Source organism: Mesorhizobium sp. CA15 (genome assembly GCF_020165215.1).
Classification (GTDB): domain Bacteria; phylum Pseudomonadota; class Alphaproteobacteria; order Rhizobiales; family Rhizobiaceae; genus Mesorhizobium.
Window position 1 is genome coordinate 1 of record NZ_JAIUHQ010000001.1, and the last position, 25,831, is coordinate 25,831.

Sequence of the window (25,831 nt, forward strand, 5' to 3'; positions counted from 1 at the left end):
CCGGGCCAGCGGCGCGGCCGGAAAGGACTGACCGGCGTCAGCGCCAGAAGCGGCGCATCGAGCGGCAGGATCGGCCCATGCGCCGACAGATTGTAGGCGGTGGAACCGGCGGGCGTCGCGATCATCACGCCGTCGCAGTTCAGCTCCTCCAGCCGCACCTGGCCGTCGACGGTGATGCGGATCTTCGCCGTCTGGTAGGATTGGCGCCACAGCGCCACCTCGTTGATGGCCGGCGCCGAAATCGTTTCGCCGTCATGCGTCACGGCGACCATTTCCAGTGGCCGGATCGTCTCGGAGACGGCGTTGGCGATGCGTTCCTCGAGGCCGCCGGCGCGATATTCGTTCATCAGGAAGCCGATGGTGCCACGGTTCATGCCGTAGACCTTCTTGCCCGTGCTCATCGTCTCGCGCAGCGTCTGCAGAAGAAAGCCGTCGCCGCCGAGCGCGATGATGATCTCGGCATCCGCGACAGGCACCTGTCCATAGCGCGCGGACAGGCTTTCCAACGCCGCGCGGGCGTCGTCGGTGTCGGAAGAAACGAAGGCGAAACGGCTGGCGGCTTTGCTCATGGCTCCCGGAGGGCGACCGTCTGCGGGGCCGCGCCGGCGACGGCGTAGCATGCGGCGCCCACGTCTGTGAAGGGCGCTGCGCCGGCCGGGGGGCACACCCGACAATCGCGCTTCGTGACAGCCGCGACATGAATGTGATGGCTGCTATGGTTAAGGCGAAGCTTAAACACTCGTAAAGCCGGATCGATCATGTTAGCCGACAGTGGATGGGTTGGCGGGGGCTAGCCAGTCGAGAGACCTGTCTATTGCCGGTAACGCGTCTGATCATAGTCTTCCTGATGATGGGAAGTTTCGCGCTGATGTTCGCCGAGCTGGTGCGTCATTCCGAAGAGATGAGCCAGCGGCCGCAGCCGACAGCTTCCCGCTGCGGCGACGCCACGGGAACACTTTGCCCGCAAAGGGCGCTGTAGGCTTCGCTTCCCTGATCGCTCAGCCGCTCTGCAAGTGGCACCCGGCCTTGCGTTTGCCCGCGACATACTCATCGATGAGTTGCCGGTAGCGCACCTTGCCGAAGCTCGGGAAATGGCCGCCATGCACGACCGAGACGTTGAGCTCGCGCATGGAAAGCAGGGTCCCGACATAGTCATCGATGTCGGAGTGATAGACGTCGTCGATCAGCGGCCCGTCATAAACGATGTCGCCGGACAGCAGGATGCCGGTCTTTCTCTCATAAAGCGCGATCCCGCCGGGCGAGTGTCCAGGTGTGTGGACGACCTCGAAGGCGCGGTCGCCGAGGTCGATCACGTCGCCATGCTCGAGCAGCCGGCCCGCCGGCGCGGGCAGGATGCGGTAGCGCGCCGTATCCCAGCCTTCAGGCGCACCGTCGAACATCTCCTCATTGGCGTAGCGGTCCGCCACCGTCCATTCGTTGCGTGGATCGGCGAGGATTGCCGCTTCGGCGGAGTGCACGCAGCGGTCCGGGAATTCGTGATGGCAGCCGATATGGTCGAAATGCGTGTGGCTGGCGACGCAGGTAAGCTTGTGCTCGCTCACCAGCGGCACATGGCGTTTCAGGCTGAAATGGCCAAGGCCGGTGTCGAACAACAGGTCGCGCTCGCGCCCGCGCGCATGCCAGATGTTGCAGCGGAAGAACGGTTTTATCCACGGCTCATGGATGAGCGTGATGTCGTCGCCCATGCGGATGGTTTCGTACCAGTCCGGAGCCTCGATGACCGGAAGCGTGCTCATGGGTCAGTCCGCCAGCAGGATGATGTCTTGAGCGTTGCATGAAACCTGGATCGTGTCGCCTGCCTGAACCGTAGCGGAAGCGGGCACCTTGGCGATGAATTGTAGCGCGGTATCCTGCGTCGAGATGGCCAGCACACGCTTGAAGCTGCCCTGGAAGACGACATCGCCGATCTTGGCCGTGCCGAGCGCGACATCGCCTTTCGCTTCGCTGAGGGCGATATGCTCGGGCCTGATGGCGAGCGTGACCTTGGCGCCGGCAGGCGATGCACCTGGCAGTGAAATCGGCCCCACCGCCGTCGAGGCCGTGACGATCCCGTTCCTCGCCTCGGCCACCGTGCCGGCAAGGATCGTGCTCTCGCCCATGAAGGTCGCGGAAAAGCGCGTCGCCGGCCGCGCATAGACCTGCTCGGGCGGGCCTTCGTCCTCGATGCGGCCGTCATTCATCACCACGCAATGGTCGGCCAGCGCCATTGCTTCCTCCTGGTCGTGGGTGACGTGGATAAAGGCGGTGCCGACGCGCTTCTGGATTGCTTTCAGCTCGTCCTGCATCTGCCGGCGCAATTTCAGATCCAGCGCACCGAGCGGCTCGTCGAGCAAAAGCACCGCCGGCTCGATGACCAGCGCGCGGGCCAGCGCTACACGCTGCCGCTGGCCGCCGGAGAGCTGATGCGGCTTCTTGCCGAAGGCGGCCGCCAGCCCGACGAGGGCAAGCGCATCGCGCGCCCTGGCCGCTCGGGTCGCGCCGTCTACGCCTTGCATGCGCAGCCCGAAGCCGACATTACCGCCGACGCTCATATGCGGAAACAGCGCGTAGTCCTGGAAGACGGTGGTCGTCGGGCGCTTCGCCGGCGGCACCGCGGTGCAATCCACACCACGGATGAACACCTTGCCCTCGCTGGGCGTGACGAAGCCGCCGAGGATCGAAAGCAGCGTGGTCTTGCCGGAGCCGGACGGCCCGAGCAGGATCGTGTAGCTGCCGGGCTCGATCGCCAGCGAGACGTTCTTCAGCACCGATAGCTGGCCGAAGCGATGCGAGACATTGCGGATATCGACCAAGGGCGCGCTCATGCCGGCTTTCTCCGCAACAGTGTCAGCTCGAAAAGCACCACCATCACGATGGAGACGGCAAAGACCAGCGAGCCGACGGCATTGGTCTTGGGATTGAGGCCGGAGCGCAGCAGGTTCCAGATCTCCACGGGCAGCGTCGTCTCGAAGCGGGTGAGCAGAAAGGAGATGACGAACTCATCCCAGGAGAAGGTCATCGACAGGAAGAAGCCGGCGAAGATCGCCGGCGCCATGACCGGCACGGTGATCATGAGCAGCACCTTCCATTCGGCGGCGCCGAGGTCGCGCGCGGCGCGCTCGATGTTAATCTGGTGGTCGCCCATCTGGCTGTAGATGATGGCAAAGCAGAGCGGCAGGTTGATCACGACATGGCCGATGCCGGCCGCGAGCAGCGATTTCGGCACGCCGGCCCAGTTGAACAGCACCAGCAGACCCATGCCGATGATGAGATAGCTCACAGTGAGCGGCAGCGTGATCAGGCCGCGCAGGATGGCCGAGCCCGGCAGCGTGAAACGGGCAAAGCCCCAGGCTGAGAGGAAGCCGAGCGTGACCGAAGCGAGCGAGGAGAGCACCGCCACCAGCAGCGAATTGAGGAGCGCCGAGGTGAGCCGCGCGTCTGAGAGCACCGCCTGATACCAGCGCAGCGACGGGCCGGTGAAGGGCGGGATCGGGAAAGACGTGGCCTGCAGCGAGAACAGCACCAGCACGATCACCGGCAGGAAGATGAAGCCGTATATCGCGACGGCGTAGACCCAGGCGGCGAGGCGAACGGCGGCGCGCATGGTCAGGCCCGCTCGATCTTCAGCCAGCGCGCGCAGGCGAGATAGGCGATGGTGACGACGGCCATCAGGATGATCGACAGCGCCGAAGCCAGCGGAAAATCGCCGCGGCGGCCGATCTGCATCATGACGAGCTGCGGCATGACCAGCTCATTGTTGCCGCCGAGGATCTGCGGCGTGATGTAGTCGCCGATGCAAAGCACGAAGGTGAGGAAGGCGCCGACCATGATGCCCGGCAAAGTCAGCGGCAGCACGACATGCAGGAAGGTGCGCACCGGCCCGGCGCCGAGATCGGCTGCTGCCTTGCGATAGCTCGGGCTGAGCTGCTTCAGATTGGCGAAGATCGTCAGCGTCAACAACATGACGAAAAAATGCACGAAGCCGGTGACGGTGGCGAAACGCGTGTTGGCAAGCTGGAGCGGCTCGCCGATCAGGCCGATGCCGGTAAGCGCCCGGTTGATGACGCCGTTCTGCGCCAGCACCAGCAGCCAGGAATAGGAGCGCACGACATAGGAGGTCCAGAACGGCAGCACGGCCAGCATCAGCGCCAGCCGCTGCCAATGTACAGGCACCATCTCGGCCAGAATCCAGGCAAAGGGATAGGCAAGCAGGATCGAGATGACGGTGACGATCGCCGTCACCTCCAGCGAGTTCTCCATCGCCCGCCAATAGGACGGGTCCGTGAAGAACTGGCTGTAATTGGCTAAAGTGAAGCCGCCACCTTCATGCGCCGTGAGGCTGGAAAACCCCATGGCGATGAAGGGCAGCACGAAGAAAGCACATGTCCACGCCAGCGCCGGCGTGACCAGCGCCCAGGGCAGGGCGCGCGACCTGTTTCCCGCTGATGTCATCGGCCGGGTTACTGTGCCTGCAGCATCTCGGTCCACATATCCTGCATCTTCTTGTCGAGATCGGCGTTCGGCGCCGGATAGGCCTGGGCGCGGGCGAGGAAGCCGGGCTGCTCGTCGAAGCGCAGGATCTTCTTCTCGTCATCAGTCAGCGCCGCCTTCTTGTTCGAAGGCATGCCCCAGTAGCAGGAAGAGGTGGCAAGCCGCGCCTGGCCCTCGGGGCTCAGGATATATTGGATGAATTTCAGCGCCATGTCCTTGTTCTTGGAATCCTTGAACATGGCGAGCGACTGCGACCAGAGCACAGCACCTTCCTTCGGGATCGAGAAATCGAGCGCCGGGTTTTCCTTGGCAAGGCCGGCCGTCACCCATTCGCCGCCGCCGACCAAGATATCCACCTCGCCGGTGGCAAGAGCCGTCTGGCTGGCTGTGACCTCGCCGACCAGCTTGGCATTGGCCTTCATCTTGAGCAGCTCGGCCTTGAGGGCAGGCAGGTCGGCCTCGGTGAGGTCGGCCGTCTTCTTGCCGATGGCCAGAGCGGCCATGCCGATCACCGGCAGGTAATAGTCGTAGATCGCGACCTTGCCCTTGTATTTGTCGCTGGTGAGCGAGGCCAGCGACTGCATGTCGGCCGGGTCGACCTTGGTCTTGTTGAAGCCGATCGTGTTATAGCCGAACTTTTCGGTGATGCCGTAGCGTTTGCCGTCGACGATGGTGGACTTGTCCATCTTCACTTCGGGGAAGAGGTCGGCGAAGGGCAGCTTGTCTTCGGGCAGCGGCTCGAACAGGCCTTTCTCGACGCCGCGCGGCACGTCGATGCTATCGATCACCATCACGTCCCAGTCGCCGGGCTGCGACTGGTCGACGATGGCGAGCCCCGCGCCGGTGCCTTCGAATTCCTTGACGTTGACCTTGACGTTGTTGGCTTCCTCGAAGGGCTGCAGCAGCGCCGGATCGGAATGATCGCACCAGATCAGAGCGTTGAGATCGGCCGCCTGGGCGGCACTGGCTGCGAGCAGCAACGCGGCTGTCGCGCAGGCCGCTGCGAGATAAGACTTCAGGGTGGAAAGCGGATTCCGAGTGTTGACGGTCATCGAGTGTTCTCCCTGCCTTGCTGGCTTGTTGGAAGAAAAGTTGAACCAATTCTAAAATTGAGTCAATTATGATTTTGTGGCAGAGAGGCCGATATGAGCGGATTGCGCGAACGGCAGAAGGCGGACCGGCACAGGCGCATCATCGATGCGGCGACGGAGTTGTTCCGCGAGGCCGGCTACGAAGGCGCCAAGATCGAGGCGATCGCCGCGCAGGCCGAGGTCTCGATCGGCACGATCTACAATTACTACCAGAACAAGGGCGACATCCTCGGCGCCATCGTGTCGTTGGAGGTCAATGAGGTGTTGAATGCCGGGCGAGGGGTGGTCGCCAGCCCGCCCGCCAATGTCGGCGACGCGCTGGACACGCTGATCGGCATCTATATCGAGCACTCGCTGAATTATCTGAGCAAAGAGATGTGGCGCCAGGCGATGGCGATCTCGACGCAACTGCCCGACAGCCCCTTCGGCCAGGCCTACACCGCGCTCGACCGCGAACTGACCAAGCAGATCAGCGCGCTGATAGTCCGCCTGCAGGAACTTGGCCTGGTGCGCCCGGACATCGACGGCCTGGCGGTGGGCGAGCTGATCTTCAACAACATGAACATGATGTTCATCGAGTTCGTGAAGCGCGATGAGGCGAAGATACCGGAATTGCGCGCGGCGATACGGCGGCAGAACAGGGTGCTGGTGGCGGCGATCGGGGTGTGAGTGCGAAAACGCTGCCGCCGAAGTGCTAACGGTTGATCAGCCATAGGATCGCCGAGACCACGACGCTGACCAGTATTCCCGTGGTGATGGGAATGTAGAGCCTGAAGTTCTCGCGCTCGATTACGATATCACCAGGCAACCTGCCAAGGCCGATCCGGCCCACCCAAGGCCATAGCAGACCTACGGCAACCAAACAGAGACCAACGATGATCAGGGTTCGCGACATGCTTCCCGCGTCTGCGTCACGCCACTAGCGATCATAACCGGCGTGCTCAGCCGCGTGCGCTCGCGAACAGCGTTTGTTCGAAGGGCATTGCGGGCGTCTCCGCTACAGGATGGTGCCCCCGGCAGGGATCGAACCCGCGACCTTCGGTTTACAAAACCGCTGCTCTACCAGCTGAGCTACAAGGGCACGGCGCTCCGGTAGCACATTTCGTGCGCCAGTAAAGACAAAACTCCGTTTCGGGTTCCTAACGGACCGCGTGGCTTGGTCAGCGTGCTGAAAAACGCTGCGCCGCTTCCTACATCTTTGTCGGGTGCAATCGCATCGAACGGGTGCCGCATGATCAGATTCGTCATCATCCTGCCGCTCATCGTCGTGACCTGGCTTCTGCTGGTGAAGGTCATCAGCGATCTGAAGAAGGCCAACATCGACTGGACCGGCGTCGCCACATTCATCGGCTTCATCGTGCTGGCCTTCTGGCTGAGGCATGTCACGGGGATGGGGTGAAAGAGAGCGAGTAGCGAATAGTGAATAGCGAATAGGGGATTTGCATTCAGCATATCCCCGCTTTCCCTACTCGCTATTCGCTACTCCCTATTTGCTCAATCCCGGCGAAAAAAATCGCGAAAATACTTCGAACCTTTTTCCGGGCCGCAGCGACAGACGATCAAGAGGCGGATGGTTCGCCTCTCCACCGAAACAGGAGATCGTCATGTTCAAGCGCACCATCGTTTCCGGCCTCATCGCCACCACCGTCGCCGCCGGCTCACTCGTCGGCACCGTCCAGCCTTCGGCCGCCCACGACCATCATCACCGCCGCGAGCTCGGCATCGGCATCGCCGCCGGCGTCGGCGGTTTCGTTCTCGGCAGCCTGCTTGCCCAGCAGCAGCCCCGCAGCGTCTATGTCGAAGACGACAGCTACGACTCGATCCACGTCCGCCGCTGCTACGCCCGCTACGCCAGCTACGACGAGCGCACCGACACCTATATGAGCTACGACGGCCCGCGTTATTGCAGGCTCTAGGAGGGAGCTGAATAATCGGCTGGAAAGAGGGGCTGCGCGCAGCCCCTTTTCTTGCGCTGAGCATCCGCCTGATTGGCTTGATGTGAAGCGAACGACGTTTCGGCCTCCAGCAATTCAGGAATTGGACTTCAGCTCCAGCATTGCCAATCCCGCCGCCTTGCAGGCGCCGATGACTGAAACGTCATTTATCGCAACGAGTTCAAAGCTGTTTCCGGCATCGGGATAGATCTTGCCGATGAATGGCTCGCTGCCGCCGGGAGAGCCCTTGTCGTCGACATAGCCGCACGCCACCACTTCGTGGCGGCCGTTCAACGTGCGTTCTCCGGCGAGCATCGTTCCGAATCTGGCAGCGATGGGGTTCTTCAAATGCTGGCGGACGCCGGCGGTAATGATCTCCTCCAGAGCGAGCGAGATCGGAATGGGATCGACCAGTGGGTTGCCGATGGCCTCGACCGGCGGCGGTTTCGCCGCCACGCATCCGCAAAGCGAAGCGGCGCATAGAAGATAAGATGTTTTCCGCATCCGTGCCCTTTGGCATGCATCCCGACGCCGCGGCAAGACGGTCGAGTCCGGCGTCCGGTCGGTTCCTGCTGTGCAACCAAAGATGTACAGCGATTTTGCAAGCGTTTAGTCTGGCTTTGACGGCAATCGAGGGGAGGGTCGCTTGGACAATCAGGATCCTAGGGAAGAACGGGTCGAACCGGTTTTCCGCAACGGCACCATCACAATCGTCGGCATCCTGCTGGCGTTCTCGCTAGGCTTCATCACCCATTGGGCGGCCAACCCCATCCCATGGCAGACCTACCATCTGATTGCCGTCCTGCCGATCCTGGTCGGCATTGCGCTGCAGATCCGGGCGCTGGCCATTCTGCTCGACATCAAATCCTTGCAGCGAAGCATTCATGACCGCGCCAGTCGGATATTCCTCGCCGGCCTCATTTTCGCGGCCTGTGGCGTCGCGCTGGCCATCCTGCTCGATTTCTTCGACATATCGGCAAAGAGCGCATTGCCAGGCGCGTCTTAGTTAGAGCAATTCCAGGAAAAGTGTGTGCGGTTTTCCGTTCGGAATTGCGTAAAAACAAAGAGCTAGAGCGGTTCGCCGTTTCCATGAAACGGTGAAACGCTCTAGTAGGCTTTCACGCCGCCGATCATCTTCGTCACCTCGACCGCGGCGTCGCGCACCAGCGGACCGATCTCGGCCAGCCGCTCAGGCGTGACCCGCACCGTCGGTCCGGACACCGAAACGCCGCCGAGCGGCTCGCCGAACTCGTTGAAGATGGCGGCGGCCACGCAGCGCATGCCGGGGTGGCGCTCCTCGTCGTCGACCGACCAGCCGCGATGCTTGATAACGGCCAGATCATGGGCAAGCGCCGAGATGTCGGAAAGCGTCTTGTCGGTGTAGCGCTGCAGGCCCGCCTTGCGCAGGATGGCGGCGACCCGTTCGGGCTCGAGATGCGCCAGCACCGCCTTGCCGATGCCGGAAGCATGGAACGGGCTGCGCGTGCCCGGCCGGAAGAAGGCGCGGATCGCCTGATGCGTCTCGACCTGGCTGACGAAGACGACGCAATCGTCCTCGGCGACGCCGAGATTGGCCGTCTCGCCGGTCTTTTCCATCAATTCCTGCATCACGATGCGCGCGCGGTCGACCAGCTTGCGCCGGCGCAGGAAGGCAGCGCCCATGCGGTAGGTCTCGACGCCGACGGACCAGAGCTGGTCGGTCGTATCGAACTCGACCATGCCATGGTTCTCCAGCGTCGTCAGCATGCGATAGGCGGTGGAGGCGGCAATGCCGCTTTGCGCTGCGATTTCACTCAGCGACAAGCCACTGGCCTCGGCGACGATGGCCAGGATCCGCAGCGCCCGGTCGAGCGACTGCACCGAGGCCGCTTCGGACGGGCCGTTGAAGGCGCGCGGCCGGCCGCGCTGGCGTTTTTCCGTCGTTTCCATACTGGCCATTCTCGCCGATTTGACATCGGATGCAATGAAAAAGTTTTTCAGTAGCGGCCATGAGCGATTTTTTGGAAAAGGAAAAGTGAGGCGAAATCAACCCGTAACAGCGGTTTTCTAGAAATGAAAAAATATTCTGAAAAAATTGAAAAATCGCACGCACACTGGCATTCTCAAGCCAACCAACGAAATGGAGGCTTGCCATGGCCAGGATGCGCGCTGTCGACGCTGCGGTTCTCGTTCTCGAAAAGGAAGGCATCACCAATGCCTTCGGCGTGCCGGGCGCGGCGATCAACCCGCTCTATTCGGCGCTGAAGGCGCGCGGCACCATACGCCATGTGCTGGCGCGCCATGTCGAAGGCGCCTCGCACATGGCCGAAGGTTATACGCGAGCCAAGGCCGGCAATATTGGCCTTTGCATCGGCACCTCAGGTCCGGCCGGCACCGACATGATAACTGGCCTCTATTCGGCATCGGCGGATTCGATTCCGATCTTATGCATAACTGGTCAAGCTCCCCGCGCGCGCCTCAACAAGGAGGATTTCCAGGCCGTCGACATCGCTTCGATCGCGGCGCCGGTCGCCAAATGGGCCGTCACCGTCATGGAACCCTATCTGGTGCCGATGACGCTGCAGAAAGCCTTCCATCTGATGCGCTCCTCGCGGCCCGGGCCGGTTCTGGTCGACCTGCCGGTCGACGTGCAGCTTGCCGAGATCGAATTCGACATCGACGCCTATGAGCCGCTCGCTGCCTTCAAGCCGGCGATAACGCGTGCCCAGGCCGAGAAGGCGCTAGCGATGCTCAACGAGGCTGAAAAGCCGCTGATCGTCGCCGGCGGCGGCATCATCAACGCCGACGCTTCCGATCTCTTGATCGAATTCGCCGAAGTCACCGGCGTGCCGGTCATACCGACGCTGATGGGCTGGGGCGCGATCCCCGACGACCACCGGCTGATGGCCGGCATGTGCGGCCTGCAGACCTCGCACCGCTACGGCAATGCGACGATGCTTGAAGCCGATTTCGTCTTCGGCATCGGCAACCGCTGGGCCAACCGCCACACCGGCTCGGTAGACGTCTACACCAAGGGGAAAAAATTCATTCATGTCGACATCGAGCCGACGCAGATCGGCCGTGTCTTCGCGCCGGATCTAGGCCTTGTCTCGGATGCGGGCGCCGCGCTGAAGATCCTGCTCGACGTCGCCACCGAATGGCGCACGGCCGGCAAGCTGCGCGACTGGTCGGGCTGGGCGAAGGAGTGCCAGCAGCGCAAGAAGACCATGAAGCGCAAGACGCATTTCGAGCAGGTGCCGCTGAAGCCGCAGCGCGTCTATGAGGAGATGAACAAGGCGTTTGCCCGCGACACCACCTATGTCACCACGATCGGTCTGTCGCAGATCGCCGGCGCGCAGTTCCTGCATGTCTACAAGCCGCGCAACTGGATCAATTGCGGCCAGGCCGGCCCACTCGGCTGGACGCTGCCGGCGGCACTCGGCGTGCGTGCCGCGGATCCGGATCGCGACATCGTCGCGCTTTCCGGCGACTATGATTTTCAGTTCATGATCGAGGAACTGGCAGTCGGTGCCCAGCACAAGCTGCCTTACATCCACGTCGTCGTGAACAACGCCTATCTCGGCCTCATACGCCAGGCGCAGCGCGGCTTCTCGATGGATTATGAGGTGAGCCTCGCCTTCGAGAACGTCAACCGTGCAGGCGATCCGGAGGCGGGCTACGGCGTCGATCATGTCGCGGTGGCGGAGGCGATGGGCTGCAAGGCGGTCCGCGTGAAGAAGCCTGAGGAATTCGCCGGCGCGTTCAAGGAGGCGCAGCGGCTGATGAAGGAGCACCAGGTTCCGGTCGTCCTCGAATTCATCCTCGAGCGCGTCACCAACATTTCCATGGGCACGGAAATCGACAAGGTCACCGAATTCGAGGAGCTTGCCGAGCGCAACGAGGATGCGCCGACGGCCATCATGATGTTGGATTGAGTTCAGGCGGACAAAGGAGAAAAAGAATGCCGCGCTTTTCAGCCAATCTTTCGGTGCTCTTCGGCGAGCATGAGTTCCTGGATAGATTCGATGCCGCCGCCCGCGCTGGCTTCAAGGGCGTCGAATATATCGGCCCGTATGAGCATGCCCCGGATGTCGTGGCGGCGCGGCTGAAGAAGAATGGCCTGACACAAGTTCTCTTCAACCTGCCGGCCGGCGACTGGGCGAAGGGCGAACGCGGGATTGCCGTGCTGCCGGACCGCGTGCCGGAATTCCGCCAGGGCGTCGCCAAGGCGATCACCTACGCCCGTGCGCTGGGCTGCGAGCAGATCAACTGTCTTGCCGGCATCGCGCCGCAGGGCGCCGACCGCACGGCGCTGGAAGACGTCTTTGCCGAAAACCTCGCCTTCGCGGCCGAGAAGCTGGAGCAGGCCGGCATCAGGCTGCTGATCGAGCCGATCAACACCCGCGACATCCCGGGCTTCTTCCTGAACTATTCCGACCAGGCTCTGGCGCTGATCGATCGCGTCGGCTCGAAGAATATCTTCCTGCAATACGACATCTACCACATGCAGATCATGGAGGGGGATCTCGCCCGTACAATCGAGGCCAACCTTGGCCGCATCGCGCATATCCAGCTTGCGGACAATCCCGGCCGTCATGAGCCGGGGACGGGCGAGATCAATTATCCCTTCCTCTACGACCACATCGACCGCCTCGGCTATTCCGGCTGGATCGGCGCCGAATACAAGCCGAAAGCAGGCACCGAGGCCGGGCTCGGCTGGTTCAAGGAATTCGCCGGGCAGGGCAGCGCGGCGGCCTAAGAGCTTCCTTCTCCCCGTCTCTATACGGGGAGAAGGTGCCGGCAGGCGGATGAGGGGGCAGCGCCGGCCTTCGATGAGTTAGAACAAGCTTCAGGAGCAACACCAATGGACACCATCGGCTTCATCGGCCTCGGCATTATGGGCACGCCGATGGCGGGCCATCTTCTCGCTGCCGGCTACACGGTCGTCGCCAGCGACCATCGCTCCAAGCCGCCCGCCGACCTCCTCGCCAGGGGCCTGAAGACCGTTTCCGGCCACGACGCTGTTGCCGGGGCTGCCGACATCATCATCACCATGGTTCCGGACACGCCCCAGGTGGCCGACGTGCTGTTCGGCGACAGCGGCGTCGCTTCCGGTCTCACCAAGGGCAAGCTCGTCATCGACATGAGCTCGATCTCGCCGATCGCCACCAAGGAATTCGCCAAGAAGATCAATGATCTCGGCTGCGACTATCTCGACGCGCCGGTGTCGGGCGGCGAGGTCGGCGCCAAGGCGGCGTCGCTCACCATCATGGTCGGCGGCGAGGAAAAGGCCTTCGAGCGCGCCAGGCCAGTGTTCGAGAAAATGGGCAAGAACATCACACTGGTCGGTCCGAACGGGGTCGGCCAGACCACCAAGGTCGCCAACCAGATCGTCGTGGCGCTGACCATTGAAGCCGTCGGCGAAGCGCTGGTCTTCGCCTCGAAGGCGGGCGCCGATCCGGCCAAGGTGAGGCAGGCGCTGATGGGCGGGCTCGCCGCCTCGCGCATCCTCGAAGTGCATGGCGAGCGCATGATCAAACGCACCTTCGCGCCCGGTTTCCGCATCGAGCTGCACCAGAAGGACCTCCACCTGGCGCTGGAAGGCGCCAAGGCGCTCGGTGTGTCGCTGCCCAACACCTCGACCACGCAGCAGCTCTTCAATTCCTGCGCCGCCAATGGCGGCGCCAAGGAGGATCACTCCGCGCTGGTCAGGGCGCTGGAGCGGATGGCGGGGCATGAAGTGGAGCGAATAGCGAGTAGGGAGTAGCGAATAGGGGGGTGCGGGGCCGAAGGATCGTGTCCCGAATATTCGCTATTCGCTATTCGCTATTCGCTACTCCCTACTCGCTATGAATTTCCTTGCCGCATAAAGGCTCACCGCCGCCGCGTTCGACACGTTGAGCGAGTGGATGGCGCCGGGCATGTCGAGGCGGGCGAGCGTCGTCACCGTCTCGCGGGTTTTCTGGCGCAGGCCCTTGCCTTCCGCGCCCAGCACCAGCGCGATCCTCTCGCCGGCGAAGGTCTTTTCGAGCTCGGCCGGTCCTTCCGAATCGAGGCCGATGGTCTGGAAGCCGGCCTCGTGCAACTGCGCCAGCGCGTCGGCGAGGTTCTTCACCTCAATCTGGTCGATATGCTCGAGCGCGCCGGAAGCGGATTTCGCCAGCACGCCCGATTCCTGCGGGCTGTGACGGGCAGTCGTGATCAGCGCGCCGGCGCCGAAGGCGACCGCGGAGCGCAGGATGGCGCCGACATTGTGCGGGTCCGTCACCTGGTCGAGCACCAGCACCAGCTTTGTGTCGGCGAGCGCGTCGAGACGCTTCGGCTTGAGCGGCTCGGCCTCGATCAGCACGCCTTGATGCACCGCATCAGACCCGGTGATCCTGTCGATGTCCTTCGGCTCGACAAGCTCGGACTTGAAGGGCAGGGCGGCAAGATCGCCGATCGAAAGCCGCTCGGTGGCGTTGCGCGTCACCAGCATCGTCCTGATCTTGCGCCGCGGATTGTCGAGCGCAGCCCGCACGGTATGCAGGCCGTAAAGCCGCACCAGCCCGTCGGCGGCAGCCTCGCCCGGTGGCACCGGCTGGCGCGGCCGGAATGCCGGCGGCCCGCCCGCCTTCTGGTCGCGATGCGCGCGCCTCAGCTTGGCGTAGTGGGTGTCCTTGCGCGTGCCGGACTTGTTGCTTTTATCGTCGCTCATGCCGGCCTCTATAGCCGCCCCGTCCGGCTAAGGATATGGGCTGGCCAAATGAATGCCGAACATCCTCGAAAAACCCTTGCGGCGCCGGTTGACACCCACCGGCCTTGCCGCCATAAGGCGCTTCGCTGATTTCGGAGAAGATATTACTCGGGCTCCGGATCGGCGGAAATGCCTCGTTGCATGGCTCCGGCGGCAGACTGGAGAGGTGCCCGAGTGGTTAAAGGGGACGGACTGTAAATCCGTTGGCTTAGCCTACGTTGGTTCGAATCCAACCCTCTCCACCACTGCCGGCCCGGAAGCCCTGAAACGAAAAGTCTCGGACCGAAAATGCGTGGCGCTTTTCGGATGAATCCGGTACCTCAGTGCAAGGCGCGGGTATAGCTCAGTGGTAGAGCAGCAGCCTTCCAAGCTGAATATGCGGGTTCGATTCCCGCTACCCGCTCCAGATTTCTTCCCGCGAATCCTCAAATGAAACGCCGCGCGCCGTGGCACGCGGCGCGCTAGCAGGCCACTTCCCTAGCTGTTGAAGGCTGAAACGACCTGATGGTGCTGCGGGATTTGGCCGTTCGGCGTCAGCTTGTCGACGATGCCGGGCAGCGCCGTGGAGAGCTGCTGCAGCAATTCCTGCTCGCTCATCCCGGTGCGCTGCGCGATCTCGCGGATCACCGAGGGCCCGAGCGCCGAGCCGAGATCACCCGGGTTGATCGGTTGGTTCTGGCCGGTGCCGACCCAGGAGTCGGCGACATTGCCGTGGCCAGCGTTCTTGAGCTTGTCGAGCAGGCCGCCGAGACCGCCGAGCAGGCCGCCATCGGCAGATGCGTCGGTTCCGGCGGGCGTCGGCGCCGGCGCTTGCGGCGCGGCCGCCTCTTCGCTTCTGCCGCTCAGCATCTTGCCGACCAAAAGCGCGCCGAGCGCGATCATCAGGGGTTTGGTGATGTTGCCGCCCGGAACGGCATTGTCGAAAAGGCCCATAATGGATCTCCTTGTCCAGCCAAGTCCGCCCGGCCCCAGAATGGCGCAAACAGGCAGAATTTCAAGCTGACTTGAGCTTTTGACAATCATGTGACCATGATGGCGCGGCGGGGGAATTTTGGAGGGAATTATGGGCATCATCAGCTGGATCATTCTCGGCCTTATCGCCGGGTTCATCGGCAGCAAGATCGTCAACAAGACAGGCCAGGGCATGATCATGGATATCGTGCTCGGCATTGTCGGCGCCATCGTTGGCGGGTTGATCTTCAGCGCCTTCGGCTCGTCGGGTGTCACCGGTCTCAACATCTGGAGCCTGATCGTGGCCGTGATCGGCTCGATCGTCGTGCTTTGGGCCTATCACCAGATTTCCGGCAAGCGCACGCTGTAGAAGGCCAGGGATCAGCCAGTAGGCTGCTGGAGATCGACCCGGTCGGGTCGACCCAGGCTGGAGGCGCGCCGTCAGGCGACCATGGCCAGCCGGCGTTTTCTTTCGTCGAGCGAGACGATGGCGAGACCGCTGGCTAGCACCAGCAGGATGCCGCAGACCGCGAGCGCGTTGGGGAATTGTCCGAACACCAGCAGGCCCGAAATGACCGCCCAGACGGTGAAGCAGTAATAGAAGGGCGCGACCGCGCTTGTCGGCCCGACCCGGTAGGCCATGAAGATGAAGAAATGGCCGAAGATCAGGAACAGGCCGGCTCCGGCGATCAGGAGCAGATGATGTCCTTCGGGCATTACCCATTGTTCGGAGACGAGATGCGCCGCGCCTGAGCCGGCCAGCACCACCACGACCGCGGAGATGGCGACGATCATGCCCGGCACTTCGGCGCCCACCTTGCGCCCGGCAAGGTCGCGCACCGCCGCGAAGGCGGCGTTGCCGAGCGCCAGCAGCGCATAAACCGAAATGCCCTGCATGGTCGGCTGCGCCACCATGAGAGCCCCGACAAAGCCAAGGCCGATCAGCGCCATGCGCGTGGCGCCGATCTTTTCGCCGAACAGCATCGAGGAGCCGACCAGCACGATGAGCGGCGTGACTTGCCCGAGCGCGGTGGAATCCGCGATCTGCATGTTGGCTAAAGCGACGACGTAACACAGGATCGCCAGCAGCTCGAACAAGTTGCGGCGCAGCACCTTGCGTTCGAAGAGCAGGGGGATCTGCCTGGCATAACCCAGCACCAGAAGCAGCGGCACGCCCCACAGCGTGGCGGCAGCACCCCGCAACAGGAGAACTTCATAAGGCGGCAATCCGACGGTGGCGAGCTTCATCATCGTATCGTTGACGAGATAGGACCCCGTCGAGACGATCATGAACAGCGGGCCGCGGATATTGGACGGAATGAACTGCATCCGGCGAACAAGATCAGAGCGGCGTCGTGGCGGCAATGGGCCAGCCCGGAGCCTTTGATTTTACACGCGGCAGCCCTATATCCGCGCCATATCCCACCGAAATCGACCATTGGTTCGGGTCGAGCAAGAATCCGCTCAGCCACAAGGTACTTGTGTTTTTCAGCCGTTGTCGCTAATCGCCCCGCATTCGACTGAACTGAAGGTCAAGGCCGTCCAAGGAAAGAGACTATGGCAAAAGGTAAATTCGAGCGCACCAAGCCGCATGTGAACATTGGCACGATCGGTCACGTCGATCATGGCAAGACGTCGCTGACGGCGGCGATCACGAAGTATTTTGGCGAATACAAGCGCTATGACCAGATTGACGCAGCACCCGAAGAGAAGGCGCGCGGCATCACGATCTCGACGGCGCATGTCGAGTATGAGACGGCCAACCGTCACTATGCCCATGTCGACTGTCCCGGCCACGCCGACTATGTGAAGAACATGATCACGGGTGCGGCGCAGATGGACGGCGCGATCCTGGTGGTTTCGGCCGCCGACGGCCCGATGCCGCAGACCCGCGAGCACATCCTGCTTGCCCGCCAGGTCGGCGTTCCCTCGATCGTGGTGTTCCTGAACAAGGTCGACCAGGTCGACGACGCCGAGTTGCTGGAGCTGGTCGAGCTCGAGGTTCGCGAGCTTCTGTCGAAGAACGAGTTCCCCGGCGACGACATTCCGATCGTCAAGGGTTCGGCGCTGGCTGCGTTGGAAGATTCCAACAAGACCATCGGCGAGGACGCCATCCGCGAGCTGATGGCGCAGGTCGACGCCTATATCCCGACGCCGGTTCGTCCGCTGGACAAGCCGTTCCTGATGCCGATCGAGGACGTGTTCTCGATCTCGGGCCGCGGCACGGTTGTGACCGGCCGCGTCGAGCGCGGCGTGGTCAAGGTCGGCGAAGAGCTGGAGATCGTCGGCATCCGTCCGACCACCAAGACGACCTGCACGGGCGTTGAGATGTTCCGCAAGCTGCTCGACCAGGGCCAGGCCGGCGACAACATTGGCGCGCTGCTGCGCGGTGTCGACCGTGAAGGCGTCGAGCGCGGCCAGGTTCTGGCCAAGCCCGGCACGGTCAAGCCGCACAAGAAGTTCGTGGCCGAAGCCTACATCCTGACCAAGGACGAGGGCGGCCGTCACACGCCGTTCTTCACCAACTACCGTCCGCAGTTCTACTTCCGCACGACGGACGTGACGGGCATCGTGACGCTGCCGGCCGGCACCGAGATGGTGATGCCCGGCGACAACATCACCGTCGACGTCGAGCTGATCGTGCCTATCGCGATGGAAGAGAAGCTGCGCTTCGCCATCCGTGAAGGCGGCCGCACCGTCGGTGCCGGCATCGTCGTCACCATCAAGGAATAATCGATCCGGCTTTTGCCGGTTCGACAAGGAAAGGGCGGTCTTCGGGCCGCCCTTTTGTTTGAAGCAGTGCTGCCAAGCCCTTTTCAATTCTGTTGCAACCACCGGCGCCGCAACTAGTATGGTTGCACCGAGGGGCTTGCCAGACGTGGTTTCCACATTCCGTTCAAAGACCATGCGGTGTTGGCGCGGGCTGCTTCGGCTGGGATTGGCCGCCGCGATGGGGCTGGCCGCCTTCGGCGCCGGCGCAAAGGAAGAGCCGCCGGACTACGGTCCGACCATGCGCTTCGTCGTGGTGCGCAGCAGCGCGCCGGGCTGCGAGCCGAACTGCCCGGAATGGATTTCTGCCGAAGGCACGATCGAGGCCGGCACGCCGGCGCTACTGAAACGCCTGCTGAAGACGCTCGGCGGGCGGCAATTGCCCATCGTCGTCAATTCTCCCGGCGGCAACGTCGATGCCGCGCTCCAGCTTGGCCGCATGGTCCGCAAGAACAAGCTCGATATCGCGGTCGGCATCACGGAATTTTCCGGCTGCTCGCCGGGGACGAAAAATTGCCGGGACAATGACGGCAGGGGTCAGCCCTATTCCGGCGTCGCTTACGACAGCGGTGCGATGTGCAATTCGGCCTGTCCGCTGATGTTTGCCGGCGGCATCCACCGTGTCGTCGGCGAATGGGCCTATCTCGGCGTCCATCAGATCACCACCACCTACCAGCGCGAAAAACTGCTCTACCGCACCACCTACCGGGTTGTGAACGGCAAGAAGAAGATCATCGGCACCAAGATCGTCAGCCGCAAGAATGCCGGCAGCTACAAGACCTATGAGATGAGCAAGGCGATCGAGAAGCGGCTGTCGGCCTATTTGAAGGAGATGGGCGTCGAGCAGGGCGTGCTGGGCGTGATGAAGGCCACACCTGCCAGCGACATCAGGCAGATCGAGCCCGATGACATGCTGGAGATGAAGCTCGTGACCAGCCTCGATTCGCTCGATCTGCTGACCGAGAGAACCATTTGCCAGCGCCATCCGGCACCGGCGAATTGTCGCGAGATTCCCGCGAACGGCGCGCCCGTCGCGGTCGCGGCAGTAGAGGCCGGACCTTCTTATACAGCGCCGGCGCCGCCGCCGACACCGCAAGCCCACGAACAGCAGATGCGTTTCGTTCTTGTTCGCGGCAGCAACCCGCTCTGCAATCCCGATTGTCCGGAATGGATTTCGGCGGAAGGCACGATCGCTGCAGATACGGCCGACAAGCTGCGCCAACTGCTCGATACGATCCGTGAGCGCCGGTTGCCGGTCGTAATCAACTCGCCGGGTGGAGATGCGCAGGCTGCGCTCGCCGCGGGCAGGCTGATCCGCGAGCACGGCTTGGATATCGCGGTCGCGCGAACGGATTTTCTCGACTGCGATCCGGGCGCCGTGGGGTGCGTCGCGGCCGACGGTCTCCATGCCGGGCTCACCATGGATGCCGGCGCCGAATGCGACGCCGCCTGCGCGGTGATGGTCGCCGGCGGCGTCCGGCGCCTCGTTGGCGCCGGTGCGCACTTCCTCGTGCATTCCATGGGCATGGAAGACAAGGTCAGGGCCTATCTCGACGAGATGGCGGTCGGCTCGGGCTTTTTCGCCGCCATGCAGTCGGCCGAATATGCAAAGCACAGGGAACTCAGCCGGGACGAACTGAAGGCATTCGGGCTGACGACCGGACCGCAATCAGTGGACGCGCTGACGGGCGCCACCATTTGCAGATCCGCACCCAGGCCGGACAATTGCCGGGTTCTTCCGTCCGCCGATGCCGAGGCGAAGGCGCCGGCGAAGCTGTAGATCAGGATGACGTTTCGCTGAATCGCCATCCTGATCTAACTCTTTGTTGGAGCATGATCTTCTCCGAAAACAGGTTTCCACTTTTTGCATTCGCTGACCTTCGGTTCGGGATCATGCTCTAGCTGCGCACTGGCCATCGAGGCAGGTTGAGCGGGGCAGGGCGCTGCCGCTATCTTGCTGTATGCACAGGAAGGAGCGGCGATGAGCGAGGACATCCCGACTTTGTACGAATGGGCCGGCGGCAGCGAGGCGCTGAACCGGCTGACACGAACCTTTTATGACAAGGTGGCGGCGGATCCGGTCGTCGGTCCGGTGTTCAGGATGATGTCGCCGGATCACCCGGCGCATGTCGCCGCCTTCATCGGCGAGGTCTTCGGCGGCCCGAAAACCTACAGCGAGAAGCATGGCGGCCATCGCGAGATGGTGATGCATCATCTCGGCAAGCATCTGACCGAGGAGCAGCGCCGCCGCTGGATCGGTCTCCTTGCCGACGCGGCGGATGAGGTCGGCCTGCCCGATGACCCCGAGTTCCGCTCGGCCTTCATGGGTTATGTCGAGTGGGGATCGCGGCTGGCGAAGATGAACTCGAATCTGGGCGAGACCTGCGATCCCGAGACCGAGCCGATGCCCGCCTGGGGCTGGGGCGTGCCGGGCAGGCCATACAAGCCGCCGGCCGGCAAGTCGTAGGCGCGGGGGTTGTTTGGCGAGCGCGATCGGTCGCCGGCGGTAATGGAATCCAGATTTCCGGCAAAGGGTTTCAAAACCATTGCAGAGTGCTCTTTACAGAGCGCACGGAAGCTTTTAGGAAGCGCCTGCGCCGAACAAGCGCATGCACGGGCATAGCTCAGTTGGTAGAGCGGCGGTCTCCAAAACCGCAGGTCGTAGGTTCGAGCCCTGCTGCCCGTGCCATTCCTTCAAGAGGGCAGGCATCCGGCAACCGCGCTCTCGATCGCCGAAATCAGCCTTTTCTTCCGCGCGTCTGCCGGCCCTTGAGGTCATCTACCTGCCGGCCCGTGTCGCGGGCCTGTGAGTGGCAAAATCGTTGCGCCTTAAGACCAACGATGTAAGGTTTCGTCCCTAGCGCTTGACTGCAACCGCCGTTCTTAGGCCGCCAAGCAGGGATGTAACTCTCCCCTTTCTTGACGCAATGTAGGTGGCGGGTCTTGATAGCCAAGGGCGCAAAGAGCGGCACCTCTTTCTGGTGGGAGGACAAAAATGCATCCCCTGGTCATCGACGCGAAGCCTCAACCTATTTCGATTGATCTTGCTAACGCCGCAGTTCTCGTCGTGGACATGCAGAATGACTTCGGCTCGCAAGGTGGAATGTTCGACAGAGCCGGAATCGATATCTCCGGGATTCAACGGGCTGTCGGCCCTACGGCCAGAGTAATAGCTGCCGCTCGCGGTTTGAGAGTGCCGGTTATCTATCTGAAGATGGGGTATTGTTCCGACCTCTCGGACCTCGGAACATCGGACGCCCCCAATCGTCTCCGACATCTCCAGATCTTTGGGTTCGGTGAGAGCATGATGGCCCCGGATGGCAGCGAGAGCCGGATTCTGATCCGCGACACCTGGGGAACGGATATTGTTAACGACCTCAAGCCAGAGGCAGGGGATGTGGTCGTCTACAAAACGCGGTTCAGCGGTTTCTACGAGACCGAACTCGATTCTGTTCTGAAAACCGCAGGTATCAAACACCTCATCGTGACAGGATGCACGACCAGCGTGTGCGTGGAATCGACAATTCGGGATGCCTTCTTTAGGGACTACCACTGCATACTGCTGACGGATTGCACCAGCGAGCCCATCGCCTGGGACGCATCAAGGAGCAATCATGAAGCCTCGATCACGCTCGTGCAGATACTCTTTGGATGGACATCGACGTCCGACGATTTCCTGAAGGCGATCGAGGAGCGAGTTCAGGGACGTCTTGAACTAGCCAAATGAGCTGACGAGGCGGCGTATCGCCACGATCCGCGCCTTCTCTTCCGGTAGCCACGTCGTCGACCCCGAACCTGTCAAGATCTCCAGCCGACGGACCGGTTCCTCGCTCCTGGATTTAGGCTTAATCTCTGAAATCGTCATATGCGAGACCTTCAAGGCTCCGCAGCGGCCGCTCCGGCGTTGAAAATCGGCGGACGGCTTGCCATATGGCAGGAATTGGGGCATAAGCCCCGTATAGCCGGGACGGGACGACTGGATGGTTCCGAGGCGGCGTTGAGACATAAAGCGGACCCTTGCCACTTGCGTGGATTAAGAATCGGTTTTATGTAGACAAGACAGACACGCGACGCGTGGAGCTGGGAAGCCGGCTTTACGCGTCTGATTTGCGTGGGTGAAATGGCGGCGCTGATTCGCGCAGCATGGAGCCCAGGCGGCACGTCCCGGTCAGCGGGATCATCCAGGAGGCCCGGCCAACGGGTCTCGAAAACAGGCGGCGCATGGCTTCGAAAACCACTAATCCCTTCACCTTTCTCCAGCAGGTTCGCGCGGAGACGGCCAAGGTGACATGGCCTTCGCGGCGCGAAACCATGATCTCGACCGTGATGGTCCTGATATTCGCGGTGATCGCGATGCTGTTCTTCTTCGCTGCCGATATTCTGATGGGCTATGCGATCGAGTGGATCCTGGGTCTCGGGCATTAATTCGGCGGATTACGGAGAGGTCGTGAAATGACTGCGCGGTGGTATATCGTCCACGCCTATTCGAACTTCGAGAAGAAGGTCGCCGAGGACATCGAGAACAAGGCCAAGCAGAAGGGCTTGTCCGGGGACATTGAGCAGATCGTGGTCCCGACCGAGAAGGTCGTCGAGATCCGTCGCGGCCGCAAAGTCGATGCCGAGCGCAAGTTCTTCCCGGGCTATGTGCTCTTGAAGGCCAATCTGACCGACGCCGTGTTCTCGCTGGTCAAGAACACGCCGAAGGTCACCGGCTTCCTGGGCGACTCCAAGCCTGTGCCGATCACCGAGACGGAGGCGCAGCGCATCTTGAACCAGGTCCAGGAAGGCGTCGAGCGGCCGAAGCCTTCGGTCACCTTCGAGATCGGCGAGGCGATCCGCGTTTCGGACGGTCCTTTCGCGTCGTTCAACGGCGTCGTCCAGGAGGTGGACGAGGAGCGGGCCCGCCTCAAGGTGGAAGTTTCGATCTTCGGGCGCGCTGTGCCCGTCGATCTGGAATTCGGGCAGGTCGAAAAGGGCTGATCCGCATACCCGCGCCCGAAAGGGCGTCGGGATACCGCGCCGCAAGGCGTCGGGAGGCGGCGTGAACAGACGCCGCATGAACGGGTGGGAGGCGAAGGCGGCATAGCCGGCCGTCGGAACCGAACCACCAGACTGCAACCGCCGCGTTTCCCGGGTAACAGGGCCGGCATGAGAAAAGGCAGGAATAGAGATGGCTAAGAAAGTTGCAGGCCAGCTCAAGCTCCAGGTTGCCGCGGGCTCGGCTACGCCGTCGCCCCCGATCGGCCCGGCGCTTGGTCAGCGCGGCATCAATATCATGGAATTCTGCAAGGCGTTCAACGCGCAGACCCAGGAACTCGAGAAGGGATCGCCGATCCCGGTCGTCATCACCTACTACCAGGACAAGTCGTTCACCTTCGTCATGAAGACGCCGCCGGTGAGCTACTTCCTGAAGAAGGCCGCCAACCTGAAGTCGGGCTCCAAGGAGCCGGGCAAGGTCAAGGCCGGCACGATCAGCCGCGACAAGGTGCGCGCGATTGCCGAGCAGAAGATGAAGGACCTGAACGCAAACGACGTCGAGGCGGCCATGCGCATGGTCGAGGGCTCCGCCCGCTCGATGGGCCTGGAAGTGGTGGGCTAAGATCATGGCAAAGATTGCAAAGCGTGTTGCCAAGAGCCGCGAAGGCATCGATCCGAACAAGGCTTACGGCCTCTCCGAGGCGCTGCAGCTGCTCAAGGACCGGTCCGCGGTGAAGTTCGACGAGACCGTCGAGATCTCGATGAACCTCGGCGTCGATCCGCGCCATGCCGACCAGATGGTCCGCGGCGTGGTCAATCTGCCGAACGGCACGGGCCGCTCGGTGCGTGTCGCCGTGTTTGCGCGTGGCGACAAGGCCGAGGAAGCCAAGGCCGCCGGCGCCGATATCGTCGGCGCCGAGGACCTTGTCGACATCGTCCAGAAGGGCACGATCGATTTCGATCGCTGCATCGCCACGCCGGACATGATGCCGCTGGTCGGTCGTCTGGGTAAGGTTCTCGGCCCGCGCGGCATGATGCCGAACCCGAAGGTCGGCACTGTGACCACCGATGTGGCCGCGGCCGTCAAGGCTTCGAAAGGCGGCGCCGTCGAGTTCCGCGTCGAGAAGGCCGGCATCGTCCAGGCCGGCGTCGGCAAGGTCTCGTTCGACGTCAAGGCGCTGGAAGAAAATGTCCGCGCCTTCGCCGACGCGGTGACCAAGGCCAAGCCCGCGGGCGCCAAGGGCAACTACGTCAAGAAGGTGTCGGTCACCTCGACGATGGGTCCTGGCCTCAAGCTCGACATCGCGACGCTCGCCGCGTCGTAAGTGTCGGCCGATCGGGTAAGGCCGATCGCAAGGGCATGATCCTGAAAATCGGGAACATGCTCCAGCAAGAAAGAATTCCGGACCGCCGATCCGTCGGCGGCCCGGTACCCGGAAGCCGAAAGGTTTCCGGATATCCTGTCCGAGATTGCAGGCGGCCCAAAAGCCTTAATTCGATTGGGCCTGCATGAGACGGGTGAAGACCCGACAAAGGAGCCAAGCTCCAATGAAAGGTTCGAACCGTGTTTGCCTTTTGTCTGCGCACTATCCGGCGTGCCGGCTGGTGTGGCGAAAGGGGGCAGGATCCTCGAGCGTCGTTCGGGAGATCCGTTACTGGATGGCCCGGCCGGCAAAAGGCAACCGACGCCTGACCTCGTCAATGGGGCAGGGGTCAACTGGAGATAGGCAGTGGACAGAGCGGAAAAACGCGAACTCGTCACGGGCCTGAATGATGCGTTTTCAAGCGCTGGTTCAGTCGTCGTGGCCCACTACGCCGGTATCACCGTCGCGCAAATGAACGACCTTCGGTCGAAGATGCGCGCCGCCGGTGGCACCGTCAAAGTCGCGAAGAACCGTCTCGCCAAGATCGCTCTTCAGGGCACGGACTCCGCATCGATCATCGATCTGTTCAAGGGACAGACGCTGGTCGCTTATTCGGAGGATCCGATTGCGGCGCCGAAGGTCGCGTCCGATTTCGCCAAAGGGAATGACAAGTTGATCATTCTCGGTGGCGCGATGGGTGCGACCTCGCTCGACGCCGACGGTGTGAAGGCACTCGCCACACTACCGTCGCTCGACGAACTGCGCGCCAAGCTGGTTGGCATGATCGCCACGCCGGCTACCCGGATCGCCCAGATCGTCAATGCGCCCGCGGCTTCGGTCGCGCGTGTCATCGGCGCTTACGCCCGGAAGGACGAGGCGGCATGAGGCCGTTCCTCGCTGTCAACAACACACGTTCGAACCTAGTGAAGGAATACAAAAATGGCTGATCTTGCAAAGATCGTAGACGACCTTTCGAAGCTGACCGTCCTCGAGGCGGCCGAGCTGTCGAAGCTCCTGGAAGAGAAGTGGGGCGTTTCGGCCGCCGCTCCGGTGGCGGTTGCCGCTGCCGGCGGCGCTGGTGCCGCTGCCGCTGCTCCGGCTGAAGAGAAGACGGAATTCGACGTCGTTCTCGCCGATGCCGGCGCCCAGAAGATCAACGTCATCAAGGAAGTCCGCGCCATCACCGGCCTTGGCCTCAAGGAAGCCAAGGACCTGGTCGAAGCGGCTCCGAAGCCGGTCAAGGAAGGCGTTTCCAAGGCCGACGCCGACAAGTTCAAGGCTCAGCTGGAAGCAGCTGGCGCCAAGGTCGAGCTGAAGTAAGCCTGCTAGGCGAGGGCGGACGGTCTCGCGCCGTCCGCCCCCCTCCCTTGGACTGAGGGAGGGTTCTGTCACGCGAGGCGTTTGAAAACCTCTTTCCTGAGGGCCGAAAAGCGGCCTTCCGGAAACGGGTTTTCTCCCGTTTTAGCCGGTAGCCGCCAAGCGATTGGCCCAAGAAATTGGCAGGGGCGGCCGGAAAAACAGATAGGGGCAGCCGCCGAG

Annotated in this window: 30 protein-coding genes and 4 tRNA genes; 21 read left to right on the forward strand and 13 right to left on the reverse strand. The window is 62.5% G+C overall.

What is annotated here, in order from left to right:
• The coding region (locus LB515_RS00005) for an NAD kinase (RefSeq protein WP_224706394.1) at positions 1-569 on the reverse strand (569 nt) is incomplete at its 3' end.
• Positions 570-814: 245 nt separating this feature from the next.
• Between LB515_RS00005 and LB515_RS00010 the strand changes: the two genes are divergently transcribed.
• Positions 815-979: a hypothetical protein gene (locus LB515_RS00010; RefSeq protein ID WP_224532355.1), complete on the forward strand. Its 165-nt coding sequence runs from the start codon at positions 815-817 to the stop codon at positions 977-979.
• Between the two features lie 19 nt (positions 980-998).
• On the opposite strand, the gene LB515_RS00015 is transcribed toward LB515_RS00010, so the two are convergent.
• From LB515_RS00015 to LB515_RS00035, 5 genes are read right to left on the reverse strand one after another with little or no spacing between them, the layout of a single operon-like run.
• Positions 999-1,757 carry an MBL fold metallo-hydrolase gene (locus LB515_RS00015; protein ID WP_224706395.1) on the reverse strand — a complete coding sequence of 253 codons (759 nt, stop codon included), beginning with the start codon at positions 1,755-1,757 and terminating at the stop codon, positions 999-1,001.
• A gap of 3 nt (positions 1,758-1,760) precedes the next feature.
• Complete coding sequence (locus LB515_RS00020; protein WP_224706396.1) at positions 1,761-2,825, reverse strand: ABC transporter ATP-binding protein; 1,065 nt, start codon at positions 2,823-2,825, stop codon at positions 1,761-1,763.
• A complete protein-coding gene (locus LB515_RS00025; RefSeq protein ID WP_224706397.1) occupies positions 2,822-3,604 on the reverse strand; it encodes an ABC transporter permease in 783 nt (260 codons plus the stop codon). Before LB515_RS00025 ends, LB515_RS00020 begins: the two co-directional genes overlap by 4 nt.
• A 2-nt stretch (positions 3,605-3,606) precedes the next feature.
• Positions 3,607-4,452 (reverse strand): ABC transporter permease, encoded by an 846-nt coding sequence (locus LB515_RS00030; RefSeq protein ID WP_224706398.1) that lies wholly within the window; start codon positions 4,450-4,452, stop codon positions 3,607-3,609.
• 8 nt (positions 4,453-4,460) lie between these two features.
• Complete coding sequence (locus LB515_RS00035) at positions 4,461-5,543, reverse strand: spermidine/putrescine ABC transporter substrate-binding protein (RefSeq protein WP_224706399.1); 1,083 nt, start codon at positions 5,541-5,543, stop codon at positions 4,461-4,463.
• Positions 5,544-5,636: 93 nt separating this feature from the next.
• Between LB515_RS00035 and LB515_RS00040 the strand changes: the two genes are divergently transcribed.
• Positions 5,637-6,251, forward strand: coding sequence for a TetR/AcrR family transcriptional regulator (locus tag LB515_RS00040; protein ID WP_224706400.1), 615 nt, complete (start codon positions 5,637-5,639; stop codon positions 6,249-6,251).
• Between the two features lie 25 nt (positions 6,252-6,276).
• On the opposite strand, the gene LB515_RS00045 is transcribed toward LB515_RS00040, so the two are convergent.
• The gene (locus LB515_RS00045) at positions 6,277-6,477 is read right to left on the reverse strand and encodes a DUF2905 domain-containing protein (RefSeq protein ID WP_224706401.1); all 201 of its coding nucleotides are present in this window, start codon (positions 6,475-6,477) and stop codon (positions 6,277-6,279) included.
• Between the two features lie 110 nt (positions 6,478-6,587).
• A tRNA-Thr gene (locus LB515_RS00050) sits at positions 6,588-6,663 on the reverse strand.
• Between the two features lie 150 nt (positions 6,664-6,813).
• On the opposite strand from LB515_RS00050, the gene LB515_RS00055 reads away from it, so the two are divergent.
• Positions 6,814-6,981, forward strand: coding sequence for a hypothetical protein (locus tag LB515_RS00055; RefSeq protein WP_140842871.1), 168 nt, complete (start codon positions 6,814-6,816; stop codon positions 6,979-6,981).
• 205 nt (positions 6,982-7,186) lie between these two features.
• Entirely contained in the window at positions 7,187-7,498 is a 312-nt protein-coding gene (locus LB515_RS00060; protein WP_224634445.1) for a BA14K family protein, read from the forward strand.
• A gap of 114 nt (positions 7,499-7,612) precedes the next feature.
• On the opposite strand, the gene LB515_RS00065 is transcribed toward LB515_RS00060, so the two are convergent.
• A complete protein-coding gene (locus tag LB515_RS00065; RefSeq protein WP_224634444.1) occupies positions 7,613-7,972 on the reverse strand; it encodes a hypothetical protein in 360 nt (119 codons plus the stop codon).
• 190 nt (positions 7,973-8,162) lie between these two features.
• On the opposite strand from LB515_RS00065, the gene LB515_RS00070 reads away from it, so the two are divergent.
• On the forward strand, positions 8,163-8,522 hold the full coding sequence (locus tag LB515_RS00070) for a hypothetical protein (protein WP_224608950.1): 360 nt from the start codon (positions 8,163-8,165) through the stop codon (positions 8,520-8,522).
• A gap of 101 nt (positions 8,523-8,623) precedes the next feature.
• Here LB515_RS00070 and bhcR read toward each other — a convergent pair whose 3' ends face one another.
• Positions 8,624-9,445 carry an HTH-type transcriptional regulator BhcR gene (gene bhcR / locus LB515_RS00075; RefSeq protein WP_140698754.1) on the reverse strand — a complete coding sequence of 274 codons (822 nt, stop codon included), beginning with the start codon at positions 9,443-9,445 and terminating at the stop codon, positions 8,624-8,626.
• A gap of 203 nt (positions 9,446-9,648) precedes the next feature.
• Between bhcR and gcl the strand changes: the two genes are divergently transcribed.
• The 3 genes from gcl (at position 9,649) to LB515_RS00090 (ending at position 13,262) form a co-directional block, all read left to right on the forward strand.
• Positions 9,649-11,430, forward strand: a complete 1,782-nt coding sequence (gene gcl, locus LB515_RS00080) for a glyoxylate carboligase (protein WP_224608241.1) — start codon at positions 9,649-9,651, stop codon at positions 11,428-11,430.
• Positions 11,431-11,456: 26 nt separating this feature from the next.
• On the forward strand, positions 11,457-12,254 hold the full coding sequence (gene hyi, locus LB515_RS00085) for a hydroxypyruvate isomerase (protein ID WP_224706402.1): 798 nt from the start codon (positions 11,457-11,459) through the stop codon (positions 12,252-12,254).
• Positions 12,255-12,359: 105 nt separating this feature from the next.
• Positions 12,360-13,262, forward strand: a complete 903-nt coding sequence (locus tag LB515_RS00090) for a 2-hydroxy-3-oxopropionate reductase (protein ID WP_224706403.1) — start codon at positions 12,360-12,362, stop codon at positions 13,260-13,262.
• A gap of 66 nt (positions 13,263-13,328) precedes the next feature.
• On the opposite strand, the gene LB515_RS00095 is transcribed toward LB515_RS00090, so the two are convergent.
• On the reverse strand, positions 13,329-14,192 hold the full coding sequence (locus tag LB515_RS00095; RefSeq protein ID WP_224706404.1) for a TrmH family RNA methyltransferase: 864 nt from the start codon (positions 14,190-14,192) through the stop codon (positions 13,329-13,331).
• Positions 14,193-14,391: 199 nt separating this feature from the next.
• Here LB515_RS00095 and LB515_RS00100 point away from each other — a divergent pair.
• Both LB515_RS00100 and LB515_RS00105 read left to right on the forward strand, forming a co-directional pair.
• Positions 14,392-14,476, forward strand: a tRNA-Tyr gene (locus LB515_RS00100).
• A gap of 87 nt (positions 14,477-14,563) precedes the next feature.
• A tRNA-Gly gene (locus tag LB515_RS00105) sits at positions 14,564-14,637 on the forward strand.
• Between the two features lie 71 nt (positions 14,638-14,708).
• Here LB515_RS00105 and LB515_RS00110 read toward each other — a convergent pair.
• Positions 14,709-15,164 carry a YidB family protein gene (locus tag LB515_RS00110; protein ID WP_224706405.1) on the reverse strand — a complete coding sequence of 152 codons (456 nt, stop codon included), beginning with the start codon at positions 15,162-15,164 and terminating at the stop codon, positions 14,709-14,711.
• A gap of 130 nt (positions 15,165-15,294) precedes the next feature.
• On the opposite strand from LB515_RS00110, the gene LB515_RS00115 reads away from it, so the two are divergent.
• Positions 15,295-15,552, forward strand: a complete 258-nt coding sequence (locus tag LB515_RS00115; protein WP_224532368.1) for a GlsB/YeaQ/YmgE family stress response membrane protein — start codon at positions 15,295-15,297, stop codon at positions 15,550-15,552.
• Between the two features lie 71 nt (positions 15,553-15,623).
• Here LB515_RS00115 and LB515_RS00120 read toward each other — a convergent pair whose 3' ends face one another.
• Complete coding sequence (locus LB515_RS00120) at positions 15,624-16,511, reverse strand: DMT family transporter (RefSeq protein WP_224706406.1); 888 nt, start codon at positions 16,509-16,511, stop codon at positions 15,624-15,626.
• Positions 16,512-16,739: 228 nt separating this feature from the next.
• On the opposite strand from LB515_RS00120, the gene tuf reads away from it, so the two are divergent.
• The 10 genes from tuf to rplL all read left to right on the forward strand — a co-directional run bounded on the left by tuf (position 16,740) and on the right by rplL (position 25,612).
• Positions 16,740-17,915, forward strand: coding sequence for an elongation factor Tu (gene tuf / locus LB515_RS00125; protein WP_095765516.1), 1,176 nt, complete (start codon positions 16,740-16,742; stop codon positions 17,913-17,915).
• A 2,017-nt stretch (positions 17,916-19,932) separates the two neighbouring features.
• Entirely contained in the window at positions 19,933-20,418 is a 486-nt protein-coding gene (locus tag LB515_RS00135; protein ID WP_224706408.1) for a group II truncated hemoglobin, read from the forward strand.
• A gap of 146 nt (positions 20,419-20,564) precedes the next feature.
• Positions 20,565-20,640, forward strand: a tRNA-Trp gene (locus LB515_RS00140).
• A gap of 306 nt (positions 20,641-20,946) precedes the next feature.
• Positions 20,947-21,678 carry a cysteine hydrolase family protein gene (locus tag LB515_RS00145; RefSeq protein WP_224706409.1) on the forward strand — a complete coding sequence of 244 codons (732 nt, stop codon included), beginning with the start codon at positions 20,947-20,949 and terminating at the stop codon, positions 21,676-21,678.
• A 494-nt stretch (positions 21,679-22,172) separates the two neighbouring features.
• Positions 22,173-22,376 (forward strand): preprotein translocase subunit SecE, encoded by a 204-nt coding sequence (gene secE, locus LB515_RS00150; protein ID WP_095765634.1) that lies wholly within the window; start codon positions 22,173-22,175, stop codon positions 22,374-22,376.
• Between the two features lie 27 nt (positions 22,377-22,403).
• Entirely contained in the window at positions 22,404-22,931 is a 528-nt protein-coding gene (gene nusG / locus LB515_RS00155) for a transcription termination/antitermination protein NusG (protein WP_140545994.1), read from the forward strand.
• A 190-nt stretch (positions 22,932-23,121) separates the two neighbouring features.
• Complete coding sequence (rplK, locus tag LB515_RS00160; RefSeq protein WP_095765524.1) at positions 23,122-23,550, forward strand: 50S ribosomal protein L11; 429 nt, start codon at positions 23,122-23,124, stop codon at positions 23,548-23,550.
• Between the two features lie 4 nt (positions 23,551-23,554).
• Complete coding sequence (gene rplA / locus LB515_RS00165) at positions 23,555-24,253, forward strand: 50S ribosomal protein L1 (RefSeq protein ID WP_224532654.1); 699 nt, start codon at positions 23,555-23,557, stop codon at positions 24,251-24,253.
• Between the two features lie 405 nt (positions 24,254-24,658).
• The gene (rplJ, locus tag LB515_RS00170) at positions 24,659-25,177 is read left to right on the forward strand and encodes a 50S ribosomal protein L10 (RefSeq protein ID WP_095765522.1); all 519 of its coding nucleotides are present in this window, start codon (positions 24,659-24,661) and stop codon (positions 25,175-25,177) included.
• A 54-nt stretch (positions 25,178-25,231) separates the two neighbouring features.
• Positions 25,232-25,612 (forward strand): 50S ribosomal protein L7/L12, encoded by a 381-nt coding sequence (gene rplL, locus LB515_RS00175; protein WP_059189560.1) that lies wholly within the window; start codon positions 25,232-25,234, stop codon positions 25,610-25,612.
• Positions 25,613-25,831: the final 219 nt, after the last annotated feature.

Excerpts from the sequence above, each read along its gene's own strand:
- LB515_RS00015 (WP_224706395.1), bottom strand. The coding sequence starts at position 1,757 with ATGAGCACGCTTCCGGTCATCGAGGCTCCGGACTGGTACGAAACCATC.
- LB515_RS00020 (WP_224706396.1), bottom strand. The coding sequence starts at position 2,825 with ATGAGCGCGCCCTTGGTCGATATCCGCAATGTCTCGCATCGCTTCGGC.
- LB515_RS00025 (WP_224706397.1), bottom strand. The coding sequence starts at position 3,604 with ATGCGCGCCGCCGTTCGCCTCGCCGCCTGGGTCTACGCCGTCGCGATA.
- LB515_RS00030 (WP_224706398.1), bottom strand. The coding sequence starts at position 4,452 with ATGACATCAGCGGGAAACAGGTCGCGCGCCCTGCCCTGGGCGCTGGTC.
- LB515_RS00035 (WP_224706399.1), bottom strand. The coding sequence starts at position 5,543 with ATGACCGTCAACACTCGGAATCCGCTTTCCACCCTGAAGTCTTATCTC.
- LB515_RS00040 (WP_224706400.1), top strand. The coding sequence starts at position 5,637 with ATGAGCGGATTGCGCGAACGGCAGAAGGCGGACCGGCACAGGCGCATC.
- LB515_RS00045 (WP_224706401.1), bottom strand. The coding sequence starts at position 6,477 with ATGTCGCGAACCCTGATCATCGTTGGTCTCTGTTTGGTTGCCGTAGGT.
- LB515_RS00055 (WP_140842871.1), top strand. The coding sequence starts at position 6,814 with ATGATCAGATTCGTCATCATCCTGCCGCTCATCGTCGTGACCTGGCTT.
- LB515_RS00060 (WP_224634445.1), top strand. The coding sequence starts at position 7,187 with ATGTTCAAGCGCACCATCGTTTCCGGCCTCATCGCCACCACCGTCGCC.
- bhcR (WP_140698754.1), bottom strand. The coding sequence starts at position 9,445 with ATGGAAACGACGGAAAAACGCCAGCGCGGCCGGCCGCGCGCCTTCAAC.
- gcl (WP_224608241.1), top strand. The coding sequence starts at position 9,649 with ATGGCCAGGATGCGCGCTGTCGACGCTGCGGTTCTCGTTCTCGAAAAG.
- hyi (WP_224706402.1), top strand. The coding sequence starts at position 11,457 with ATGCCGCGCTTTTCAGCCAATCTTTCGGTGCTCTTCGGCGAGCATGAG.
- LB515_RS00090 (WP_224706403.1), top strand. The coding sequence starts at position 12,360 with ATGGACACCATCGGCTTCATCGGCCTCGGCATTATGGGCACGCCGATG.
- LB515_RS00095 (WP_224706404.1), bottom strand. The coding sequence starts at position 14,192 with ATGAGCGACGATAAAAGCAACAAGTCCGGCACGCGCAAGGACACCCAC.
- LB515_RS00110 (WP_224706405.1), bottom strand. The coding sequence starts at position 15,164 with ATGGGCCTTTTCGACAATGCCGTTCCGGGCGGCAACATCACCAAACCC.
- LB515_RS00115 (WP_224532368.1), top strand. The coding sequence starts at position 15,295 with ATGGGCATCATCAGCTGGATCATTCTCGGCCTTATCGCCGGGTTCATC.
- LB515_RS00120 (WP_224706406.1), bottom strand. The coding sequence starts at position 16,511 with ATGCAGTTCATTCCGTCCAATATCCGCGGCCCGCTGTTCATGATCGTC.
- tuf (WP_095765516.1), top strand. The coding sequence starts at position 16,740 with ATGGCAAAAGGTAAATTCGAGCGCACCAAGCCGCATGTGAACATTGGC.
- LB515_RS00135 (WP_224706408.1), top strand. The coding sequence starts at position 19,933 with ATGAGCGAGGACATCCCGACTTTGTACGAATGGGCCGGCGGCAGCGAG.
- LB515_RS00145 (WP_224706409.1), top strand. The coding sequence starts at position 20,947 with ATGCATCCCCTGGTCATCGACGCGAAGCCTCAACCTATTTCGATTGAT.
- secE (WP_095765634.1), top strand. The coding sequence starts at position 22,173 with ATGGCTTCGAAAACCACTAATCCCTTCACCTTTCTCCAGCAGGTTCGC.
- nusG (WP_140545994.1), top strand. The coding sequence starts at position 22,404 with ATGACTGCGCGGTGGTATATCGTCCACGCCTATTCGAACTTCGAGAAG.
- rplK (WP_095765524.1), top strand. The coding sequence starts at position 23,122 with ATGGCTAAGAAAGTTGCAGGCCAGCTCAAGCTCCAGGTTGCCGCGGGC.
- rplA (WP_224532654.1), top strand. The coding sequence starts at position 23,555 with ATGGCAAAGATTGCAAAGCGTGTTGCCAAGAGCCGCGAAGGCATCGAT.
- rplL (WP_059189560.1), top strand. The coding sequence starts at position 25,232 with ATGGCTGATCTTGCAAAGATCGTAGACGACCTTTCGAAGCTGACCGTC.